Origin of the sequence: Kribbella monticola, assembly GCF_003261635.1 — a bacterium.
GTDB lineage: Bacteria > Actinomycetota > Actinomycetes > Propionibacteriales > Kribbellaceae > Kribbella > Kribbella monticola.
On sequence record NZ_QFXK01000003.1, the window covers coordinates 75,701 to 97,217 of the forward strand.

The following is a 21,517-nucleotide window of genomic DNA, read 5'->3' on the forward strand; positions in this document are numbered from 1 at the left end:
CGACCATGCGGGAGTGGCCCCGGCATCGCAAGCCACCGCGCGGAGTCGAGACACAGGAGGTCTGGCCCGTAGACCAATGGTCGACTACTGTTCGGCCCGATTGCCCTAGTAGCAACGGAGGCACCCCTGACCATGGCCCCCTCAGCGAACGGACAGACCGTAGGCCGGCGCCTGCCGGTCGAGTCGGCGTTCACTCGAGTCGAGGATGCGAGGCACCGTCTGCCACGCCTGTTCGGCCGGCGCGACCTAGTCGTGCTCGGCCTCGGTGTGATGATCGGGTCCGGCATCTTCAGCCTCAGCGGCAAGGAGGCGGCGACCGTCGCCGGTCCTGCCGTGATCTTGTCGTTCCTGATCGCTGCGCTCGTCTGCGTGCTCGCGGCCGCCTGCTACGCCGAACTGTCCTCGACCATCCCCGTTTCCGGTAGCGCCTACACGTTCAGCTATGTGACGTTCGGCGAGATGTGGGCCTGGCTGGTCGGCTGGGCGCTCGTGCTCGAACTCGTCACCGCGGCCGCGATCGTGGCCCGAGTCTGGTCGGCGTACTTCCTGGCGACCCTGGACGGTTTCGGCGTCACCCTGCCTCACAGCCTCGCGCAGTTCTTCGGCCCCGACGCCAAGGTGAACCTGGTCGCGCCACTGTTGTTGCTGCTGTTGACGGCGATGATCGTCACCGGTACGAAGCTGTCGTCCCGGGTGCTGACCGTCGTCGTGGCGGCCAAGGTCGCCGTGATCCTGCTCGTCGTCATCATCGGCGCCACGCACATCAATTGGGCGAACTACCACCCGTTCATCCCGATGCGCCGCGCCGCCCAGGCCACGGCCAGCCCGACGTTGCTCAGCTGGATCGTGGACTCCTCGTTCGGCACGTTCGGCGTGATGGGCATCTTCACCGCCGCCAGCTCGATCGTCTTCGCCTTCATCGGCTTCGACCTGATCGCGACCGCTTCCGAGGACGCGCGCAACCCGCGCAAGACGGTCCCGCAAGGCATGCTCCTCGGCGTCGGCGCCGTCACCATCCTGTACGTCGCGATGGCCGTCGTCCTCGTCGGTCTACGGCCCTACGGCCAGCTGGGCGGACCGGCTCCGGTCTCCGAGGCGATGGACTCGGTCGGGATCGGCTGGGCCGCCGATGTGGTCAACCTCGGTGCCTTGCTCGCTCTGATGACCGTGATCATGGTGGTTTTGATCGCGCAGAGCCGGGTTCTGTTCAACATGGGTCGTGACGGGCTGCTGCCGAAGAGCCTCGGCCGGGTCAGCCGGGTCTACTCGTCCCCTGCCCGCGCCGCGAGTGCGGCGGGTGTCGCAGCCGTGATCCTCACGCTTTACCCGAACGTGATCGACCTCGAAGAGCTGCTCGTCATCGGTGCCCTGTTCTGCTTCGCGTTCTGTGCGGTCGGCGTGCTCAGGCTCCGGCGAACCGAGCCCAACCTCGAGCGCGGTTTCCGGGTGCCGATGGTCCCGCTCGTCCCACTGCTCTCGCTTGGCGCGACGCTGTGGCTGATGCTGAACCTGAAGACCAGCACCTGGTGGATGTTCATCGTCTGGATGGTTTTCGGACTCGCCGTTTACGGCCTCTACGGTCGCTGGCACAGCCGGCTGGCCAACGAGGAGAGCTGGGACTTCGAGATCGGCGACACCGATCCCGGCAGTGGCGGCCTGCAGGCGATCCGGCCCACTGACTCCGACACCTCCGAACTCCGAGCGATCCGTACGCCGCCGAAGCCCACGCGCGGCAAACACATGCGCAACTGACCGCCCGGCCGCGCAGGCGACCGCTATCCGACTGACAATTCTCCACAGCCTCGAACTCGCGGGTTCTCCACAGGTTCGAACTCGCAGCTGAAATCGGCGTCGATCCCGGCATGTTCTTAGCCGGAGGTGGTCACCGATGCGAGCCACACAAGCAATCGGGCAGTACGGCGAGGATCTCGCCGCGAAACATCTGACAGCGGCCGGTTTCGCCATTCTGGAGCGGAACTGGCGCTGCGAGCAGGGCGAGATCGACATCGTCGCCCGAGACGGCGACACCCTGGTCGTCTGCGAGGTGAAGACCCGGCGCGGGCTCAACTACGGCTCGCCGCTGGAGTCAATCACCTACCGCAAGCTGGCGACACTGCGCAACCTGGCCGGCCGCTGGCTCAGCCAGCACGGCACCCGGCCGGGCGGGATCCGGATCGATGTGGTCGCCGTCCTGATCCCGCACGGTGGCCGGCCGACCATCGATCACGTCAAGGGCGTGGCCTGATGCCACTCGCCCAGGCGTGGTCCGTCGCCCTGGTCGGCCTGGAAGGTCACCTCGTCGAGATCGAGGCCGACATTGCGCAAGGATTGCCGAAGACGACCCTGATCGGCCTACCGGACACATCGTTGTCGGAGGCAAGAGATCGGGTACGCGCGGCAGTCGTCAACTCCGGCGAGCGATTCCCCGACCGCAAGGTGACCATCGGCCTCTCCCCCGCCACCCTCCCGAAGACCGGCTCACACTACGACGTCGCCATCGCGTGCGCCTTGCTGGCAGCCGCCGGTGTGGTCGAAGGCGACCGGCTCCGACAAGCCGCGATGATCGGGGAGCTCGGTCTCGACGGCCGGGTCCGCGAGGTGCGCGGCGCCCTCGCAATGACGCTGGCCGCAGCGCGTTCCGGCTTCGACCGGATCGTGGTCCCGGAACTGAACGCCGGCGAGGCCCGGCTGGTGCCCGGCATCGCGGTGTACGGCGTGCGTTCCCTGCGCCAGGTGCTCGCCATTCTTCGTGGTGTCGAGATTCCTGACGAAGATCCACCGCGGGCAGAGCCTCGGCTGCTCTCCGAATCGCTGACCCGCGTTCCCGAGGTCGACCTCGACGACGTGCTCGGTCAGCACGAGGGCCGCCGCGCGATCGAAGCAGCCGCGGCCGGCGGGCACCACCTTTACCTGCACGGCCCACCCGGCTCGGGCAAGACGATGCTCGCCGAACGCCTTGCTGGGTTGATGCCTGACCTCAGCACAGACGACTCACTCGAGGTATCGGCGGTGCACTCACTGGCCGGGCTACTCACCGGCGACGCCGAGCTCGTGGTCAGGCCGCCTTTCATAGCGCCGCACCACACCGCGTCGCTGTCCAGCCTGGTCGGCGGCGGCTCAGGCATGCCCCGCCCCGGCGCCATCAGCTGCGCGCACCGCGGCATCCTCTTCATCGACGACTCGACAAATTGTCTATACATCCTTACAATTAGTGATGTAAGGAATACGTACCGTGATGTTTTTACCATCTCATCTCATTGCCCTCTATGCACGCCTAAGCAAAGACCGCTCAGGCCTGAGTGAAAATGCGCAGATTCAGTTCGCAGAAGGACTGGAGTTTGTTGAGGACGGCGGCGGTCAAGTTTCGCTGAAGTTCAAAGACAACGACATCTCCGCCTCGAAGTTCAGCAAGAAACCTCGCGACGAGTACGACAAGCTGATCGCCGCAATCAAGCGCGGCGAAGTTGAGTATATCGTCGTCACCGAGATGACCCGTCTATATAGGCGGATCGAGGAACTGCTCGACCTGATCAAGCTGGCTGAGACCACGCGACTGCGCGGCATCTGGACCACCGACGGTATCGGCTATGACCTCTCGACTCCTGAAGGCATCCATGCAGCTATCGGCGCCGTCAACAACGCCATGCTTGAGTCGGCCAAGATCTCGAAGCGACAGAAGCGCAAGAAAAAGGCACAGGCTCAAGCAGGGCTGTACCTCGGAGGTAAGAAGGCCTATGGCTACGAAGGCCCAATCCGAGATGAGAACGACGTCATCATCAACCGAGGCCGGATCAACATTGCGGTCATCGAAGACGAGAAGGAGAACTGGCTTAAGTGCGTTGATCGCGTGATTGCCGGCGAACCGCAGCTCAGCATCGTGCACTCCATGAACAAAAAAGGCATACCGTCGCCAGAGGGCAAGGAGTGGGCGATCGGCAACTTCAAGCGAACCTTGACGTTAGAGCGGTATGTCATCTTCGATCCGGAGGACCAAGAGCAGCATGGCACTCTGGTACACAACGGGACCGCGTACCGGGCGGCCTGGCCTGGCTTCATCAGTCGAGAGAAGCATGAGCTCCTGCTGGCCCGCTTCCGGGATGCGGCCGCGCCGTGGGCCAGCCGCGGACAGCCCAAAGGACGCAGCTACCTTCTCACTGGCTTCACCTACTGCGGCCGTTGCGGCAACGCTGCTCGCGGCGGCGGTCGGCAACTCCCAAATCGATATCAGCGGCGTTACAACTGCCGCCCTAGAGACAATCACGGTGCGATAGTCGGCTGCGGAAAGATCTTCCGCGACGCCGAGGCGTTGGACGCCTTCGTGACCGAGGCTGTTCTGTATCGCTTCGATTCGCCGGAAGTGAACCGAGCACTCACGCCGACTGACGACCGCTCGGAGGTCAACCAGCTAATCAGGACACTCACCGAACATCGCCAGCGCCGTAGTGTCCTACTACGGGAGTACAGCCTGGGCGAGCACACAAAAGCTGACTTCGACTTTATGCGTGACACGCTTGATGCCGAGATCGAGAGCACACAAACTGCGCTTGGAAAACTCCAAGACGCGAACGCTGCCGCGATCCTTCCAACAGAGGGAGCCCTACGTGAGCACTGGGAGGCGAATGAGCCAGAGTGGCGTCGGACCGTGATTAAGCTGCTCGTTGAGAAGGTTGTGATACATCCGTCACGTCCAGGCGGGGCGACCTGGAACGGTCGACGCTTTGATCCGGCGTGCGTCGAAATTGTTTGGCTGCATTAGCCAAGATGACAAGCTGAGCGACAACGTCAGAGTCTCGGAGTTTCTCAGGGACAGCACTCGACTTGGACGACACGGCGACCCACATTGCTAACTCAGATTGTAGATTTTTTCCATTCATCTACTTCCCATTATGCGCCACTCGATCATTTCCGTCCACCGCGACTTGATGCCATTGCGTCTCTCATGATTAAATCGATGTGCAGCATAATCGGAGCATCAAAATGAACTATAAAACCAAGCAGACTATTGACCGGCCACTTCTCACGGCCGTCGTCGTTCTAGGCATCGCTCAGATCAGCGCCTACTACGTGTTGTCAATGCAGACCCAAGCGGTAGAAAGACGTCGCGCCCAAGAGACTTTTGAGTTGCGCATCGAGATCGAAAAGCTGAAGCAGCGCGAGGCGCCAGCATCGTAGATTCTGCCTTCCCCAGCATCACCTGACCCCAATACGCGAAGGACCGGCGTTGAGCCATCGCCGGTCCTTCACCCCCGTTTGTGTAGCTACCTACACCTGCCAGTCCGAGCTGGTATTCCTGTCGACCCATCGCCCAGTCGAGATCGTGCGGTAGTACCCAGCCCCGTACCAGGTGGTCTTGCAGAAGATCTGGATGGCGATCGCGACTCGTGATCCGCTGGGCTGGTAGATCACGTTCACGTTCCGACTGCGCCCCTCCCACTTCGCAGGAGGGTTGTTACCCGGGACAACCTCGATCAACGCACCCGTGATTGTGCCCTGGTAGCGCCCATCGAGCATGCAGTTCCAGTCGTTGACCGTGATCGTCACGTTCTTCGTGTCCGCAGACGCCGGCTGGACAAGCCCGAACGTCGCTAGAGCTCCCACAGCCAGGGCACCTGTGATCCTCGCCAGATTCCGTCTCATCTCGCACTGTCCCATCTGTCAGCTCGGCGCATGCTCCAAGCGAGCCGAGATCTCGTCGACGATTCGTCACGCCGATGGATTCCATGCGACCAGCCAGGTGCAGCGCCGTACACGACAAAAGTCGTAGCTGACCGGTCCCCGGTGTGGTGACCGTTAGTCGGTTCAGGTACTCCCGGACGGGAGCACCGTCGCTTACTCTGAGTATCGAGATGGGGGGTGGGGACTCCAGATGACCGTTATCTCCGACGAGCCGTCGCCGAGACCGCTCAGAATGTGGCACACCCGCAAGGAACAGACAACACGTCTTCTGGTGAGGCGCGCCGAGAGCTACCTACTGTTCACGCAAGGCATCTGGATCATCGTCACGAGCTTCCTCGACAAGGTGAACCCCACGGTCAGCTGGCTCTCCTCATCATCGCAATGATCCACTTCATCGCGGCCCGCGTTGCCTTTCGCTATGGCGGACCGTTCTTCAATGGTGGCGTTTGGATCTGGCTCTGGGTCGGCGCCGCCTTGCTCATCCCACTCGTCATGGCCGGGCTCGTTCCAATTGGCGAGTACGGGGCAAGCTCGGCGTGCTTCCAACTGTGTGGCTATCCGCTACCGCCAATCGTATTTCTTGCCTTCTACCCATGGCTCGGGCTTGCCTACGACCGTCTTCGCCCGGCAGCAAGCGCACTATTTGTAGTCGTGGTCGCTGCTATACCGATCGCAATAATGGTGGGAATCAATGGAGATCTGAACTCTGGAAACTGGCTGGGCTGGGCCAACGGAGCATCAGGATACGTGCTGGCCTATATAGGTGGGCTGATGTTCGGACGCATCACTCGGGATGCTGCAGATGCACAGGTTGGCGCACAACAAGAGGCGTATACCGAAATCTTCCGGACTCTGCATGACAACGTCCAGACCACGCTCGATGCAGTAAAGCTGCATTATCAACGTGGCGAAGACAGTGCAGTTGCCGCAAAGCTCCAAGCCCTCATATTAATCGTCAGCGCCGAGCGCGATCGACTCACTTTTGCGCAAAGAGAAGTGTCGCTGCCACATATAATTAGCCGAAACCTCGCGCAGGTAGTAGATCTACTCGACAGGGTTGACATACGCAGAATGGGATCGATCTATGTCAGCCAGGAGCTGGGAATCTTCCTGAACGGAGCAATCGGAGCATTGTTTCGAAACGTCATAGCACAAACCTCCGCCAGACATATGGAGGTCGATGCTCGAGTAATCAATGACGAGCTGCTCATCATGCAGGTCTGTGATGACGGCCCTGGGTTGGATGAGAGCATCCTTGATGATCCCTCGAAAAGCCTGCACGATCTTCGCGAGAGAGCTCGCCTGCGGGGTGGCGACCTCATTAGACGCCAGTCAAAGGAGTTCACAACCTGTATCGAGATATGGATCCCATTGTATGAAGACGAATAGGGCGCCCGGCCTATGAAGGTCCTAATGGTCGAAGACGAGATAGACATCGCGCATCTCAAGGCTGCAGAACTACTGAAGGCTGAGCCGAGTCTTGCAATTACACACGCCCACGACCCGCGTCAGGCAAGCAGATACTTGCAGTCCGAGCAGTTTGATGTCGTCGTCACCGATCTCTCATTTCGAGACGAACGGAATCTTTACACTGAGCGCATCAAAGCTGGCAAAGTTTCATTGACCAGTGATACCACCTTCTTATCGAGCGGGCTTCAGGTGATCTCGGATGCACGCAAGTATTCGCGCCGGCCTGGATTGAATCGAGGCTCTGGCCCTGTTCGTCCAGGTATCGTTGTCTGGACAATTATGGATGAAAATCGGACGCTCCAAGTGTTTTACGCACACGAAAAGCTCGGCGTCCGCAGCTTCTGCTCAAAATCTGCACCCGCCGTGCCGCGTACATCAGGATCGGAGACCGGAAGCCTGCTGGGAGCAATTCGGAAAGCATATGACAATCGGGCCTATGCAGATGCAATCATCCAGCCCTGCCTTCCGCTTGATCAGTCTATCCACGACACAATCTTTAAGGATCCAAAGTGGTACGGCGTCTGGCGAATGTTCGCCCTCGGTATCAGCAGGGAACAGAATGTGATCAAGGGACTGGGCCTCAATGTGCAACGGATCAATGGCTATACCGGCGCCATGTACGACCAGATCAAGATTCTCCATAGTCTTTCGGAGCGGAATAATAGTGGGCCAGTTAGCGTCGTGTATAGCTACGCGCAAATGCACTGGGAGTTCTTCTTAGACCAGGTAGTCATGCGTCGATATCCACCCGATGGACACCCGTGGGCGAAACTTCAGGAGCCCTCAAATGATTAACGATATCGACCAACGTCTGCCCGATCAGTATCGCGTTCGGCGTGCGGAACAGCGAGCTGCGGCGAAGCGCCGTACTACCACCTCGATAATAGTGATTGTTGCCATCTCCAGCTTGGCGACTGCCTTATTCTGGCAGGTGATCAATCGTCAGCCATATGAGGTTGCCGGCATTGTGCGCTGCCTATCTGGTGCACCGGTCCAGGGAATCTACGTGAAAGAAGGCCGCGACATCGGCTCATTTGCAGATCCCGAGCGGGATCCCGCGGACCCGTCAGTTGCGCGCTTCAGTTCTGTAATTCGGGGCGGTCAACTGTGGGGGGTCAATATCGGATGCGGACCATTAAACCTGAAGGACTGGACACAGAAACCTAGATCTAGCTACGAGCGTTATGGCTACCACGAGTTTGCATGTCACGATGATCCTGCCGACAGCTTGTACGGCAGCTGCACCACCTTGAAATAGGGCTACTCCCTCCGGCCTTCCACAGCTGCTCTCATACGCGTATATACAGCATCAAGGAGTGGCTCGAAATCGCCAACACGCAGATTCGATGAAACATAAGCGCGTGCATCATTGTCGTCAGCTAAGATTGCAAGGAAGTCCCGGTACTGTCTCAGCACGGCGGCGGAGCTGTCTACTTCCAATGCCAATATCCAGGTATGCATCTCGAAATCTGGATCGAGCGGCCCCGACGTAAGATCGACGTCAGTCATACGGATTCGCGAATCTTCCATCCGATGCAGAACATAATTCTGTTTAGCTGCGAGAAATTCCGCGGCGAACACCCTGTGTCCATCTCGCGGGCTACGGAACAAATGTCGTGCAGCAGCACTCACATGACTCAAACTGAAGCTGCGCATTGGCTCATCGTATATACCTTCAGGCGTTTCAACGTAAGGATTGTTGTTGCACTCATCCCTACGCGCTCGCGTGACTTGATCCAGGTCCCAGCCACTCGCATACACATTCGCCATGTACGGAAGCTGGTACCCAAACGGACCGAACTTCTCGCGGTCTTCCCAGTTCGGTTCATTCTCAAATGGTGGCATATGCTCGTGGCGACGCATTCTGCAATCAATATTAACGCATCCGTGTCCAGACTAAAAGCGTGAGCACAAAGAGCTGAGCCGCTATTCAGCGACTCACCTCTCGAGGTCTCTCTAAGCTATGCATCCTGCCGTACGCAATGTCCGTTGAACCGAACGAGCCGAAAACCCAGCCCGACACGCTTTCCAGCATGACGAACTACGGCTGCCGTGCTAGTTGATGTCCATAACATCATCCAGCACTGCGCGCGAGGTTCGCCCCGAGCCGTCGCTATCAACGACCCCGACGCTAAAGGCAATCATTGCGTCAGCCAGGAGGCTCGCATTCTCCCATCGGCAGGCCGACATTTCCTCGGGCTGGATCCGCGATCGCAGCAAGAACCCATCGAGCATCGCGCTGAGGGCCAAGCCGACTCGCTCGACTGTCCAGCCTGGCCGCAGCCTGACGTCATGGGCCTCGAGAACCGTGGTGTAGCCGTGGTACCAGTTCGCGAGATCGAGACGAATCTGGCCCAGAACTGCCTCCCCTAGTTCGGGATGCTGGTCGAGGATCGGTCCGATATGCATCAACAGAAACGACCTTGGGTGAGCCAGCAGCGTTGCGAGCATGCCGTCCAGCATCGGGATGGCGAAGTCGGTGAACCCGCCGGCGCGGCCGAGCGTGACGAGCTGGGCGGCGTACAAGGTGCCTGGGTTAGATCCTGGGTCGTCGCGGTACAGCATGGTATGGATGACCGCGTCTCGGACGAACTGATCCTTGTGCTGCCAGCGGTTGTGAAACGCCTTCTTGCTTGGACCGTCGCCACCGTCCTGCGCTATCCGGATCACGTCGTCTACCCGTAGCCACTCCAGCGCTGCGGGAAAATCCAGGTGGCGGAGCCGCGGCGGTCTGTCGTCCTGCGATCCCACGAACATGGCGTCGATTAGCTGAGCGGCCGCGTCGAGGAACCGGCTGGCCGTGATGTCGTGTCGGCTCGGAGCAGGACGTGGATTCATGACGCGCCTCCGTAGGTAGGACAGACCACCGACCTCGAATCCGCGTAGAGGGCACCATTCGACTCCCTACAATCGTTGACCCGCCCGGTGCATCCCTCGATCCTCTAAGTAGCTCATCGTGCGTCACTCCAGGGGGAGGACGCCAGAGCGCTCAGGGTCAACTGAGCGTCACGGGTGAGGGCTGGACCGAAGGATCAGGTGGCGTGTGGCGGCCTTCGCCATGCGGGGATGAACGCAACGATCACCAGGAAGTTGCGGCCAGAGTTCTGCGATGCGGAGCAAGTGCCGTTGGTAGTGGGGCGCGTTGGGCGCCTTGTCCGGCGTAGTCACAGGGGGAGAGTTACGAATGACACGAAAGACCCGACGCTGGAACGCGCGGCGGCGACGCACAACGGGGCTGCTATCAGTGGTGTTGCTGGTGCTCACGGGCATCGCGACGCTTGGGCTCAATGAGCCGGCCACCGCAGCTGCCTACCGGGGGCCTGTCGTTGAAGGGCCGAAGTGCCCGGATGTGATGGTGATCGCTGCACGTGGTTCCGGCGAACTGCCGCAAAGTGACTGGACGAACCAGGATGCCTACCGCGACCCGTCGATCTACTTCGGCGCAGGTCAGGCTAACTACGACGTCTACCAACGCCTGTGGAGTGCGGCACCTCATTTGCAGTTCGGCCTCGATTCGGTTAAATACGAAGCTGCGGGTATTGGGGATGCCTTCACTGCGATCAGCAATTTCAAGAAGAGCGTCGCCACGGGTGCACAGGTCATCCTCGACGACATCGCTTATACGGAGCGAAACTGTGGCGGTGGTGTGAAGTACGTATTCACTGGCTACTCCCAGGGTGCCTGGGTGGTGCATCAGGCCCTCTGGGCACTCTCCAAGCAGAACAAGGTTTTCGGCAAGGTCATTGGAGTCGCTCTATTCGGCGACCCGCAGTTCGTGCCGTTGCAGGACATCGTACGGGTCGACAAGCTACTGCTGACCAGCCGAGGCGCTGCCGCAGTCACTCTGGCAGATCCGGGCAGCACCAATGTGCCCAAGAGCGTCAGGCCTGTGACAGGAAGTTACTGCTTCTTGTCCGACCCCGTGTGTCAGACCAACAGTGTCAACCTGAAAACGTGGGTGCCAGTCTGCATCGCTGATACATCCGCCACGAGTTTCTGCCCGCATTATCGATACAAGGTGGACGGCTACACGGCGAAAGCGGCACAGTTCCTGACGCCGAACCTGCCGGCCGCTTCCGTATGGCCCAAACTGGTCCATACCAGGCCGCCGTCTGGCGCGGTCGGCACGCCGTACTCCTGGACGGCAACCGTGAAGCCGACCGCTCGGGTCGAGTACAAGTGGTACGCCGTGGATCCCGAGCATCTACCGCCCGGGCTTACGGTCACTAAAGATCCGACCCACAGCTCCATCGGTGTCCTGTCCGGAACACCGAAAGCGGCTGGCACGTACACCTTCCGCATTCAGAGCCGCCAGTTCTATCAAGGCAACGACACCGAGCGAGTGGCCACTGCAACGGTCTCGGTGACCATCAAGCCCGGCTCGACCCCGCCGCCCCCTCCGTCCAGCTGCACGACAACCTGCACAGCCTGGGCTTGGGGCATGGGCTTCTCCGGGCAGTTAGGTAACGGAACCACCCTGCCGACCGACGGCAGCGGCCTGCCTCTACAGGTAGCGAACCTGGGTGGAGTCACTGCGGTAGCCGGTGGCTATGCAAGCGGATACGCGATACGGACCGATGGCACGGCATGGGCCTGGGGAGAGGGCTACTTCGGAAAGCTGGGCAACGGAAGCACCTCTGACAGCAATGTGCCGGTGCAGGTATCGAACCTGACCGGGATCACCGCCATCGCCGCCGGCGGCGACTCGGGGTACGCGCTGCGGAACGACGGCACGGTGTGGGCCTGGGGGAACGGCTACGTTGGGTCGCTGGGTAATGGAAGCACCGCTGACAGCAGTGTGCCGGTGCAGGTGTCCGGCCTGACGGGAGTCACAGCCATCGCCGGTGGCGAGGCAAGCGGGTATGCGCTGCGGAATGACGACACGGTTTGGGCCTGGGGCTACAACGCGCAGGGCCAACTTGGCGACGGGACTGCCATCAACAGCACGACACCGGTGCAGGTGTCTGGGCTGACAGGAGTTACTGCCATCGCCAGCGGCAGCATGTCCGGAACCGGATACGCCGTGCGAGACAACGGCACGGTGTGGGCTTGGGGCGGTGGCTATAACGGGCAGTTGGGTGAGAGCAGCGTAGTTAACAGCACTGTCCCAGTACAAGTTGCTGGCCTGACGGGAGTCACGGCCGTCGCTATTGGCGAATCAACCGGATATGCGGTAAGGAACGACGGCACGGTCTGGGCCTGGGGAAACGGATCCCTCGGGAGGCTGGGCAATGGAAGCACCACTGACAGCAGTGTGCCGGTGCAAGTAGCTGGCCTGACGGGAGTCACAGCCATCGCTGGTGGTCAGGCGACCGGGTACGCGCTGCGGAATGACGGAAGAGTGTGGATGTGGGGCAACGGCTACTACGGGAACCCCAGTTACGCGGAAGCTGACGTGCCGGTGCAAGTGCCGAATCTGGCTGGTGTGACCACAATCGGTGCCGGCGCATACAGCGCATATGCGGCCGCGCCGTAAGGACGGTAGATACCTAGCCTCCGGCCCTGGCGATGATCTTTGGTACTCCTCGACAGGGGCTGGGGGCTGGGGGCTGGGGGCTGGCGAACCCGACTGTAACCGCGACGTTGAACAAGACGCCAGAGTTCTTCCTCACCGGCAGATTCGACATCAAACCCAGCAGCCCACCCCACGCCAGTCGTCGCGACTCCCCCACGCGGACCGAGACGCGATTCGGCCCAATCAGGCCGCCGCGTGATTTGGCGGTCAACTCCGAATAGCCGCCATGCATGACCCAGACACGAAAAAATGAGCCGCCATTCGGCGACTCAATTCTCGAGGTCAGTGTGGACCGATCGGTATTGTGATTAAAACATCATTGCTTGCAAAGACAGCGCTCGTCACGCTTTACTTGATAGGGCAGGACAGCTGATCTCGCAAAAGAAGCTGTCCTGTCGATACCATGATTTCGCCTCGGTTTGGAGACATTGCCATTTAATACCATGCGCATCACACGTGTCAAGAACCGTGATGTCCGTGAGCGGCAATAGCCCCTCCTCACCGAGCGCCTCATGAGCACATAGCAAACGTAGCTCACGAAAGGAGGGTAAATGAAACAGAATTATCAACCGCGTCACCGCTTTCAGGCGGCCATACGCGACACGAACGGGTGTAGGTGCACCGCGGCCTGGAGGTTGCCGTCGAACTAACCTGGTTTGAAATACACCCACCTACAGATCGCAATTTACTAGACGTCACGAAAGTGCTCCGCACACTGGCGCATCGACCCCGACAGGGTTTGACCGGCCGTACACCCCTGGTGGTGTTCGAGCTGTGGATGAGCAAGGGCACCGTGCGCTGGCTCGTCGGTATGGCAGCACCGCTGTCCTTTGCGTTGCCGCATCAGCTGCGGGAGCAGATGAACGGACTGACACTCACCAGCCGACGCCGGCCAGTCCGCCCCGAGCCCGCAATTGCCACATCGCTCCGACTCGACGGCCTCAGCTACCCACTTCGCACCGAGATGGGTGGCAGCGTCGCGCTCGCCCTAATGCAGGTGGCAGAACGGCTCGGCGCAAGTCAGTCCGCCGTCGTCCAATGGGTCATTGGCCCGAGCGCACCAAGCCGCGTCCTTCCGACCGAGTTCAAACTCTCCGAAGCCCTTGGGCTCCGGCCACCATCGGAGCCCGATCCCTCCGAACGGCGAGCCTGGGGCAGGAAGGTACAGGAACCAGTCTTCGCTGTCGTTGGACGAATCGGCGCTTCCGCCCGGTCGCCCCGGACGGCAGGGGGCATCATCCGACAGCTCTACCAGGCGCTCAGCCTAGGGAATAGTGCGAACGCCCACCTTCGATCAAAGCTCGCGAACGCTACGACCGCCCGACACCTGATCGATATCACCGGCGAGCGCCGTCGGTGGTCCGGCATCGTCAACGCGTCCGAACTCGCTATGTTGCTCGGATGGCCGATTGACGGAGTGAGAGCGCCGGGTCATGTTGGCCCATCGCTTGGTCCAGCGCCCAGACACCTGCTCACACCAGGCGATTCGCCGGCTGCGGATGGGCGGATGCTCGGCGACAGCTTGCACCCGGCAGACGAGGGTCAAGCGGTCGTTATGCCGCCATCGGCCAACACATCGCATCTGCACATCATCGGGCCTACCGGCTCAGGCAAGAGCACCCTGCTGGCCCAGATTGCTTTGGCAGATGCCTCAGCGGGACGCGGAGTCCTCGTCGTTGAGCCGCGAGGCGACCTAGTCGTGGACATACTGGCCCGCCTGCCGCCACACCGACACAAGGACGTCGTGGTCATTGAACCAACTGAGTTCGGCCCGGTGATCGGACTCAACCCGCTCCTCGGCCCGAGCTCGCAAGCTGAACGGCGCGCAGACGAGATCGTCGACTTGTTCCGCACGCTATTTGGAGCAGCGGTCGGCCCGCGTTCAAGCGATGTGCTCCTTCACACGCTCATCACGGCGGCACGTTTGCCGGACGGCTCGATGACGGACGTGCCCATGCTGCTGACCAACCCAAACTTTCGCCGGCGGTCGCTCGCCAAGGTCACTGATCAACTCGTGCTCGCACCGTTCTGGTCCTGGTATGAGAACTTGTCCGAGGCCGAGCGAGGGCAGGTCATCGCTCCGCTCTTGAACAAGCTCCGGGCGTTTACAACGCGAGCCGCAATCCGCCACATGCTGGGCCAATCTGAGCCAAAGTTCGACCTCGCAAGCCTGTTCAGCAAGAAGCGCATCATCCTTGTCAACCTCAACCGCGGCCTCGTCGGCCCTGGTACTTCAAGGCTCATCGGCAGTCTGATTCTTACCCAACTCTGGCAGACGATCCAGCGGCGAAGCACGGTGTCTGCTGATCAACGTCCGCCGGTTTCAATCGTGATTGACGAGTGGCAGGACTACGTCGGCGCCCTGGACTTCGGGGAGGTATTGGCGCAGGCCCGTGGACTCGGCGTCGGCATCACGCTCGCCCATCAGCACTTGGGCCAGTTGAGCCAAACACTCCAAGCAGCCGTGCTGGCCAACGCTCGAAGCCGCGTCGCATTCCGCCCGTCACAGCGTGACGCCAACACACTAGCTGCAGCGCTTGGCGGCGGGGTGACCGCTGCCGACCTCGAGCTCCTTGGCCCGTATCAAGCGATCGCGCGACTGCACGGCGGCGAGGCACCCAGCCAACCATTTGCCATTCGCACGCTCCCTCTGGGAACGCCAACGGGTGATCCGGAGGACCTGCGGTCGAAAAGTCAGCGGCGGTACGGCATCGATGGAACGAGTATTGACGAGCATCTTCGTGCTCGGTGGCAGGGTGGCTCAGACCAGGCAGATGTCCCTGTCGGTGTCAGCAGGAGACGAACTCCATGACATGCCGACGCATCTCTCACAGCACCGATCAGGGAGCTTTCCGCACTGCCGACCGGTTCGCATTTCGAGGAACGATCCTCGGTGAAGATCTCGCTACGGCGCCAGCGACTCTTACTCCGTCATGGAGGAATCCATGACTTCCGTTCGCGGCGAGGCTTCCCGCATCCTGCGATTGCAAAGCAGCCTTGGACAACGCGAACTCGCCATCCTGTGTTCGCTCAACCGCCTCCGCCTCTTGACCACCAACCACGTCGTCCGCCTGCACTTCACAGATCTGTCGCCCAAGACGCAAGACCGGCGAGCGCGCGCTGTTCTGCGCAGGATGGTCGATCTGAGCGTCATCGCTCGGCTCCCGCGAGAGGTCGGCGGCATCCGAGCTGGATCGACGACTACGAGGCACGTTCTCACTGGACTCGGCCAAGCCGTCGTCGACCTGTGCACCGGCCGACAGCGTCGACGCCGTACAACCTGGCAAACCACGCCCTACTTTCAGGAGCACATCCTCACCGCATCCGAGCTCTACGTGCGCGTGAGGGAAGAGGTCCGGGTTAGGCAACTTGAGCTCGTCCGTTTCGAGGGTGAGCCGGAGTGCTGGCGACCGTTCACCGGTCCGGCCGGTCAGTTGATCACGCTCAAGCCCGACGCCTTCGTCGAAGTCGGTAATGCGGAATACGAGCTCGTCACCTTTGTGGAGGTAGATCTCGGAACTGAGAGCCTGCCGACGGTGCAACGCAAGTGCCAGGTCTATCTGGACTATTGGCACAACGGGCATGAGCAGCAGTCCCGCGGTGTGTTCCCTCGCGTGCTGTGGCTCGTGCCGGACCAACATCGGGCCGAAAACCTCAGGAAGGCCATTCATCGACTGGGCAAAGAGGCTGATCGGCTGTTCGAGGTTGGAACGCATGACGACGGGCCGCTACTGCTCACAACGCTTCCAGGAAGCCAGATCGGAGCCGCCGCCTGATCCCTCCTCCCCGAAACAACATCCTGATCGGCAACGCGTTGGAGCAGCTCGGTAAGATCCCGAGTGAGTCTGTCGACACGGTGCTCACCTCTCCCCCGTACTACAACCTGCGCAACTACCAGGTGGGTGGCCAGCTTGGACAGGAAGCCACCATCCACGAGTGGGTCAGCAACCTGACGGCCGTAGCGAGCGAAGTCCGCCGAGTCCTGACGCCAACGGGAACCTTCTGGCTCAACGTCGCCGACCGCTACTCGATCCACGACCGTGAGGGCTCACCGAGGAAGAGCCTGCTCCTGGGGCCGGCGCGGCTATCAACGGCACTCGCGGCAGGTGGCTGGCTGGTGCGCAACCAGATCATCTGGAGCAAGACCAACCCCATGCCGAGTAGCGTGCCGGACCGGCTCACCACGACATACGAAGTCGTCTATCTACTGACCAAGCAGCGCAGCTACTTCTTCGACCTCGATGCGATCCGCGTTCCGCACACCAGTAAGCCCACCACTCCGCAGGCCAGCGCGAAGGACGCGATTCCTCAGCAGTGGCGGGCTCGCAGCACCGACAACATCCGCGGGCTGGTGTCGCTCAAGCAGGCCGGAATCGTGGGACATCCGCTTGGCAAGAACCCCGGCGACGTCTGGCAACTGCCGACCAGCAGCTACCGCGGAGCGCACTTCGCGACGTTCCCAGAGCGACTAGCCGAACGGGCCATCCTTGCTGGCAGTCCGGAAGCGCGCTGCTCAAACTGCCTGAAGCCGCATCGTCGGATAACCAGGCGTCTCGGCGCAACCGCCATCCGCGGGGTGCTCATCGCGACGTGCGCATGCGCGGCACCGAGCGAACCAGCCATCGTGCTTGATCCATTCATGGGTGCCGGGACAACGGCCGTTGCCGCAGAGAAGCACGGCCGCGACTGGCTCGGCGTCGAGTTGAACCCTGAGTTCGCTGCGCTAGCGAACGACCGGATCGCAGCTGCCCGCTCATTGCCTAGGAGCAAGGCCGCATAACGGCGCGCTCCCCCCAAGCAACCACTAACAAGAAAGGAGGTGATCATGAGTGAACACCAAACCCCACCACCACCGCCCGGCACATTCGGTCCGGGACAAGGCCCGGAAGGCGTCAACAGCTACGGCACCGACGACTCCGAGGCACAATCCGAGATCGAGGCCGCCCGCACGGCGGCCGCTGAAGAACGGCGCGCCAACCGGGCCAAGCTGGAACGCTACGTCGGCTACGGCCTCAGCGAGGAAGACGCGAAGGGACTCATCGAGCACGAGGAAATGCTCCGGGAGCGCCGCGAAGCCCGGGAGGCCGGCGAGAAGGAGATGCGGACTCGTCCGCGTATCTATGTGCGCTCGCTGGTTGACCACACTGAGGGGCACGACATCGGCGACTGGATCGACGCCAGCCAAGACCTCGAGGAGATCCACGCCGACATCCGCAAGATCCTGTCCCACTCCCTGCACGCCCACTGGACCGGACAGCCAGCTGAGGAGTGGGCCATCCACGACCAGGAGGGCTTCGGCCAGATCCAGCTGCACGAGTACGAATCGCTCGACGTTGTCTGCTCCCTTGGCAAGGGCATCGCCGAACACGGACTGGCCTTCGCCGCCTGGGCAGAGATCAGCGACAACCGCGACATCTACACACTCGAACGCTTCGAGACGGCCTACTTCGGTGACTACGAGAGTCGCGAGACGTACGCCCAGTACATCGTGGACGAGATGAACGGCAACGAGGAACTGGAGAAGCTGCCGAAGTGGCTGCGGGACATCGTACGAGTCGATCTTGAGTACATGGTCCACGAGATGGAAACCAGCGGTGAGGTTCGCTTCGCTAATCACTCGGGTGGCGTCTGGGCTTTCAACGGCCGGATTTAGTCCTGGTGTGCCAGGTCGGACAGATCGACAACTCTCCCCGATCTTCGCTCATCATGCTGCTTGTAGATGATGGACATCAACCGGTCCCTCCCGCTGGGCCGGCGGCGCTTGATCGGGTAGTGGTTGCTGAGCTCGAAAACCGCCCGAGCGACGCTCAGTCCATCCTCGAACCGCATGTTGTAGAACCGTTCGCGGAAGTGCTCCTGCCCATGAAGCGCTCCGGCTACAGCTAGGGCGATCTGTTCCAGCGGGTAGGCATCTGAAACTTTTGGCGACAGCCAGCCGTTCAGCAACGCGAATCCGTGCGGCGCGGCGGCCTGACGATGGGACAAGAGGCGTCGCCACCAGCTTCTCGTTCGTCCATACATGACGTACTGCTGATGCATCCCCTGAAACTCCAGGACATACAGCTGGTCTTCGTAGCCAAGGTGGTCATAACGGTCCAGCTGCCGCACCACGGCTTGCTCAGCTCGCCGAATCTCATCAGTAAAGGGCGGGCTGGCACCGCCGCCAGCGCTCCCATTGATCAACGCACGGCGTGCCGCAGCAACCAGCCGTTCGTGGTCAGGGTCTACCGGCTCAAGCACCGGTGAGGTGAGGTGCATTGCGGTTGAGTTCGACATACCGCGCATCGTTCCAGTCGCCACCGACACTGCTCACTCCTCGGTGCCGTGCAGCCGTTTCCGTCATCCCAAACAGGGATGGCCGGCTGCACCACCACCGAGGAGGTACTCGCGATGAGCGAGGTATCCGGCCCACCCGGCAGCTACAAGACCATCGGGGTCCAGCTGCCCAACGGGCTCCACTCCCAGGCCACCATGGTGGCGAAGCTCGACGGCATCTCCCTGCGGGATGCCTGCGTCCGGGGACTCCGGACGTACGTCGAGCAAAAGCAAGCCGAGCCAGATTTCAAGGCTCGGGTTGCGGCGGCACTCGCCGACATCGAGCGAGAGGCCGCCGAGCAGCGGGAAGCGATTCAGTCGCTGTTTGGGTCTGAGACTCAGGCAGCCGCTCCCGCGGCGAAGAAGACGACGGCAGCCAAGAAGGCCGCCGAGTCGTCCCCGCCGACGAGCTAACGCTCCTCGGTCCATCCGTCCGCTCCCCGCGTGGGTTGAGCGGGCACACCCCTACGGGTGGGAGGCAGGAGCGCTAGCGCGCCCGCCTCCCACCCAATATCACCACCTGACAGGGAGGAGGCCCATATGAACAAAAGAAGAAAACGAGCTACGAGGCGAACCGAACCCTCACAGGACACGCGCGTACCGTTCGTCGGATCACCGCCAGACAACGACGACCTACAACGACTCCTGACGCGCGACACCGGACGGCCAGTAACCAAAGCCCAGGCGCGTCGATTCGGCAAAGCTCTTCTGAAGATGACGAAGATCAACCCACCAATCGACTGAAGGCTGCCGCCGCGAGCTTTCAACCTCATGGCCGCGATCAGTCGATGTTCACATCACTACAAAATTCGATTAACATAGAAAGGAGGGAATTTATAGAAGATCCTAAAAATGTCACATCCAATAAAACTACGGCATCACCATCTGACGCTACGTCTCAGGCCACTGCATGGAGGCGGCTCATGTCGATAGACGAATCATGCGCCTACCTACGAATCAGTCGATGGAGCTTCTACCGACTGATCCACACGAAGCAACTCATGACCGTAAAGATCGGGCGGCGCCGGTTCGCGACAATCGACGATCTCGATGCACTCATCGCACGGATGCGGTCCTCAGGAGTCGCCTAGATGGGGGCTCGTCGACCAAGCGGCGAGGGAACCGTCTACCGCCGAAAGGACGGGCGCTTCGAAGCGGCCTGCTACGTCACCACCGCCCTCGGCAAGCGCCGGCGTCTCCGTGCATACGGCGACTCCAGAGCGGAAGCGCTCGCACTCCTCGACAACATCCGTGAACGCGAGCGGAGCGGCCTGCCAATCGCAGACGAGAACTGGACCGTCGAGGGCTACCTCAGCTACTGGCTTGAACACATCGTCAAGCGAACACATCGACCCCACACCTACCAGCTGTACGAACAGATCACCCGTAACTACTTGGTGCCGAACCTCGGTGCGACGCGACTGAGCCACCTTCGAGTCATCTTGCTGCAGCAGTATTTCAACGACCAACTTGCGCAAGGGCGATCGGTGCGCACCGTCCAGAAGCAACGCACCGTCCTCTCTGCCGCGCTCACCCGGGCCATGCGCGAGGAGATCCTGCCCCGCAACGTCGCTCGGCTGGTTCAGCTCCCCCGCTGGCAGCGGAAAGAGATCACGACGTGGACCAGTGTTCAGGTGGCACGGTTTCTCGATCTTGTCCAAGGTGAGTCGTTCTACCCCATCTTCGTACTACTGGTCCTGTATGGGCTCAGGCGGGGCGAGGTGCTCGGATTGCGCTGGCAAGACGTCGACTTCAGCGCCGACGTTCTCCGCATCCGGCAACAGGTGCTGAGCCTGAAAGGACAGCTCACCGTTGGCCCGGTCAAGACCGATGCCGGTCAGCGAGACCTACCGCTGCTCCCCTTCGCCCGCGAGGTCTTGCTCGACAAGCGAGCTGACAGCCGCATGGCAGACGAAGGACTCATCTTCCAGAGCACCACGGGACGCCCCATAGAGCCCGGCAACCTTCTCCGCGCCTTCCTGCGCATCTGTCGCCAGCATGGGTTGCCGCGGATCACGCTGCACCATCTGCGCCACACCACGGCGACGCTGCTCAAGAACACCGGCGTCCCGGCGCGGGATGCTCAACTGATCCTGGGACACGCCCACATCTCGACTACCCAGCAGCTCTATCAGCACGCGGATCTCGCCGGCCAGCAACGGGCACTGAGTCAAATCGAGCAGTTGGCGCTTGGTGGTGACAGTGTGCGTAGCCGTCAACGTAGCCGTCAGAGCCGTCAGCAGCTCGACGACGCCGGGTCTCCAAGAAAAACGCCGTCTCTGTTAGAGACGGCGTTTTTCTTGGTGGCTCCTCCCAGACTCGAACTGGGGACACAAGGCTCTTCAACTCAATTCAGCCATACCTTGGAGGACCGTTTAACCTCTGTTCGAGCGTCAGCGATCAGTCGCTACCGGCAGTCGATAATCGGTTGCGTAGCCGTCAACGTAGCCGTCAATGTCGACCCGCCAGACAAGCCGGAGCAATATGCCTAAAGGTGATGGCGTCGAGGAGCAGACCGCCACTCTGCATTTGCCGAACTGG

Annotated in this window: 21 protein-coding genes; 17 read left to right on the forward strand and 4 right to left on the reverse strand. The window is 61.2% G+C overall.

Annotation, left to right across the window (positions count from 1 at the left end; all coding sequences use genetic code 11):
• Nucleotides 1–132: 132 nt before the first annotated feature.
• The 5 genes from DIZ26_RS01325 (at nt 133) to DIZ26_RS01345 (ending at nt 5,172) form a co-directional block, all read left to right on the forward strand.
• Nucleotides 133–1,752, forward strand: coding sequence for an APC family permease (locus DIZ26_RS01325; protein ID WP_112236796.1), 1,620 nt, complete (start codon nt 133–135; stop codon nt 1,750–1,752).
• A gap of 136 nt (nt 1,753–1,888) precedes the next feature.
• Nucleotides 1,889–2,245 carry a YraN family protein gene (locus DIZ26_RS01330; protein WP_112236798.1) on the forward strand — a complete coding sequence of 119 codons (357 nt, stop codon included), beginning with the start codon at nt 1,889–1,891 and terminating at the stop codon, nt 2,243–2,245.
• Nucleotides 2,245–3,303 (forward strand): YifB family Mg chelatase-like AAA ATPase, encoded by a 1,059-nt coding sequence (locus DIZ26_RS01335; protein ID WP_232828079.1) that lies wholly within the window; start codon nt 2,245–2,247, stop codon nt 3,301–3,303. Before DIZ26_RS01330 ends, DIZ26_RS01335 begins: the two co-directional genes overlap by 1 nt.
• Complete coding sequence (locus DIZ26_RS01340; RefSeq protein WP_112236800.1) at nt 3,236–4,756, forward strand: recombinase family protein; 1,521 nt, start codon at nt 3,236–3,238, stop codon at nt 4,754–4,756. The genes DIZ26_RS01335 and DIZ26_RS01340 overlap by 68 nt, the downstream gene beginning before the upstream one ends.
• Nucleotides 4,757–4,977: 221 nt before the next feature.
• On the forward strand, nt 4,978–5,172 hold the full coding sequence (locus tag DIZ26_RS01345; RefSeq protein WP_112236802.1) for a hypothetical protein: 195 nt from the start codon (nt 4,978–4,980) through the stop codon (nt 5,170–5,172).
• A gap of 90 nt (nt 5,173–5,262) precedes the next feature.
• Here the strand turns inward: DIZ26_RS01345 and DIZ26_RS01350 are convergent, their stop codons facing one another.
• On the reverse strand, nt 5,263–5,598 hold the full coding sequence (locus DIZ26_RS01350; protein ID WP_112236804.1) for a hypothetical protein: 336 nt from the start codon (nt 5,596–5,598) through the stop codon (nt 5,263–5,265).
• Between the two features lie 268 nt (nt 5,599–5,866).
• Here DIZ26_RS01350 and DIZ26_RS37245 point away from each other — a divergent pair, with 268 nt between their 5' ends.
• Genes DIZ26_RS37245 through DIZ26_RS37260 form a run of 4 tightly spaced genes read left to right on the forward strand, consistent with a single transcriptional unit; the run spans nt 5,867 to nt 8,404 of the window.
• A complete protein-coding gene (locus DIZ26_RS37245) occupies nt 5,867–6,061 on the forward strand; it encodes a hypothetical protein (protein WP_157979522.1) in 195 nt (64 codons plus the stop codon).
• Nucleotides 6,058–7,065: a sensor histidine kinase gene (locus tag DIZ26_RS37250; protein WP_157979523.1), complete on the forward strand. Its 1,008-nt coding sequence runs from the start codon at nt 6,058–6,060 to the stop codon at nt 7,063–7,065. Before DIZ26_RS37245 ends, DIZ26_RS37250 begins: the two co-directional genes overlap by 4 nt.
• Before the next feature lie 24 nt (nt 7,066–7,089).
• The gene (locus tag DIZ26_RS37255) at nt 7,090–7,941 is read left to right on the forward strand and encodes a hypothetical protein (RefSeq protein ID WP_157979524.1); all 852 of its coding nucleotides are present in this window, start codon (nt 7,090–7,092) and stop codon (nt 7,939–7,941) included.
• Complete coding sequence (locus DIZ26_RS37260) at nt 7,934–8,404, forward strand: hypothetical protein (RefSeq protein WP_157979525.1); 471 nt, start codon at nt 7,934–7,936, stop codon at nt 8,402–8,404. The genes DIZ26_RS37255 and DIZ26_RS37260 overlap by 8 nt, the downstream gene beginning before the upstream one ends.
• Before the next feature lie 2 nt (nt 8,405–8,406).
• Here the strand turns inward: DIZ26_RS37260 and DIZ26_RS37265 are convergent, their stop codons facing one another.
• Both DIZ26_RS37265 and DIZ26_RS01370 read right to left on the reverse strand, forming a co-directional pair.
• A complete protein-coding gene (locus tag DIZ26_RS37265) occupies nt 8,407–8,802 on the reverse strand; it encodes a hypothetical protein (RefSeq protein ID WP_157979526.1) in 396 nt (131 codons plus the stop codon).
• A gap of 399 nt (nt 8,803–9,201) precedes the next feature.
• Nucleotides 9,202–9,984, reverse strand: coding sequence for a hypothetical protein (locus DIZ26_RS01370; protein ID WP_112236811.1), 783 nt, complete (start codon nt 9,982–9,984; stop codon nt 9,202–9,204).
• A gap of 346 nt (nt 9,985–10,330) precedes the next feature.
• Between DIZ26_RS01370 and DIZ26_RS01375 the strand changes: the two genes are divergently transcribed.
• From DIZ26_RS01375 to DIZ26_RS01395, 5 genes are all read left to right on the forward strand, one after another.
• On the forward strand, nt 10,331–12,622 hold the full coding sequence (locus DIZ26_RS01375; RefSeq protein WP_112236813.1) for a cutinase family protein: 2,292 nt from the start codon (nt 10,331–10,333) through the stop codon (nt 12,620–12,622).
• Between the two features lie 1,546 nt (nt 12,623–14,168).
• Entirely contained in the window at nt 14,169–15,473 is a 1,305-nt protein-coding gene (locus DIZ26_RS01380; protein WP_112236815.1) for a type IV secretory system conjugative DNA transfer family protein, read from the forward strand.
• Nucleotides 15,474–15,606: 133 nt separating this feature from the next.
• The gene (locus tag DIZ26_RS01385) at nt 15,607–16,437 is read left to right on the forward strand and encodes a replication-relaxation family protein (protein WP_157979527.1); all 831 of its coding nucleotides are present in this window, start codon (nt 15,607–15,609) and stop codon (nt 16,435–16,437) included.
• Nucleotides 16,438–16,475: 38 nt separating this feature from the next.
• A complete protein-coding gene (locus DIZ26_RS01390; protein WP_198675822.1) occupies nt 16,476–17,441 on the forward strand; it encodes a DNA-methyltransferase in 966 nt (321 codons plus the stop codon).
• 45 nt (nt 17,442–17,486) lie between these two features.
• The gene (locus DIZ26_RS01395) at nt 17,487–18,314 is read left to right on the forward strand and encodes an antirestriction protein ArdA (protein WP_112236821.1); all 828 of its coding nucleotides are present in this window, start codon (nt 17,487–17,489) and stop codon (nt 18,312–18,314) included.
• Here the strand turns inward: DIZ26_RS01395 and DIZ26_RS01400 are convergent.
• Nucleotides 18,311–18,967, reverse strand: coding sequence for a hypothetical protein (locus DIZ26_RS01400; RefSeq protein ID WP_157979528.1), 657 nt, complete (start codon nt 18,965–18,967; stop codon nt 18,311–18,313). The genes DIZ26_RS01395 and DIZ26_RS01400 overlap by 4 nt on opposite strands.
• Nucleotides 18,968–19,051: 84 nt before the next feature.
• Here DIZ26_RS01400 and DIZ26_RS01405 point away from each other — a divergent pair, with 84 nt between their 5' ends.
• From DIZ26_RS01405 to DIZ26_RS01415, 3 genes are all read left to right on the forward strand, one after another.
• Nucleotides 19,052–19,390: a hypothetical protein gene (locus DIZ26_RS01405; RefSeq protein ID WP_198675823.1), complete on the forward strand. Its 339-nt coding sequence runs from the start codon at nt 19,052–19,054 to the stop codon at nt 19,388–19,390.
• Between the two features lie 509 nt (nt 19,391–19,899).
• A complete protein-coding gene (locus DIZ26_RS38725; RefSeq protein WP_112236826.1) occupies nt 19,900–20,067 on the forward strand; it encodes a helix-turn-helix domain-containing protein in 168 nt (55 codons plus the stop codon).
• Nucleotides 20,068–21,468: a tyrosine-type recombinase/integrase gene (locus DIZ26_RS01415; RefSeq protein WP_112236828.1), complete on the forward strand. Its 1,401-nt coding sequence runs from the start codon at nt 20,068–20,070 to the stop codon at nt 21,466–21,468.
• Nucleotides 21,469–21,517: the final 49 nt, after the last annotated feature.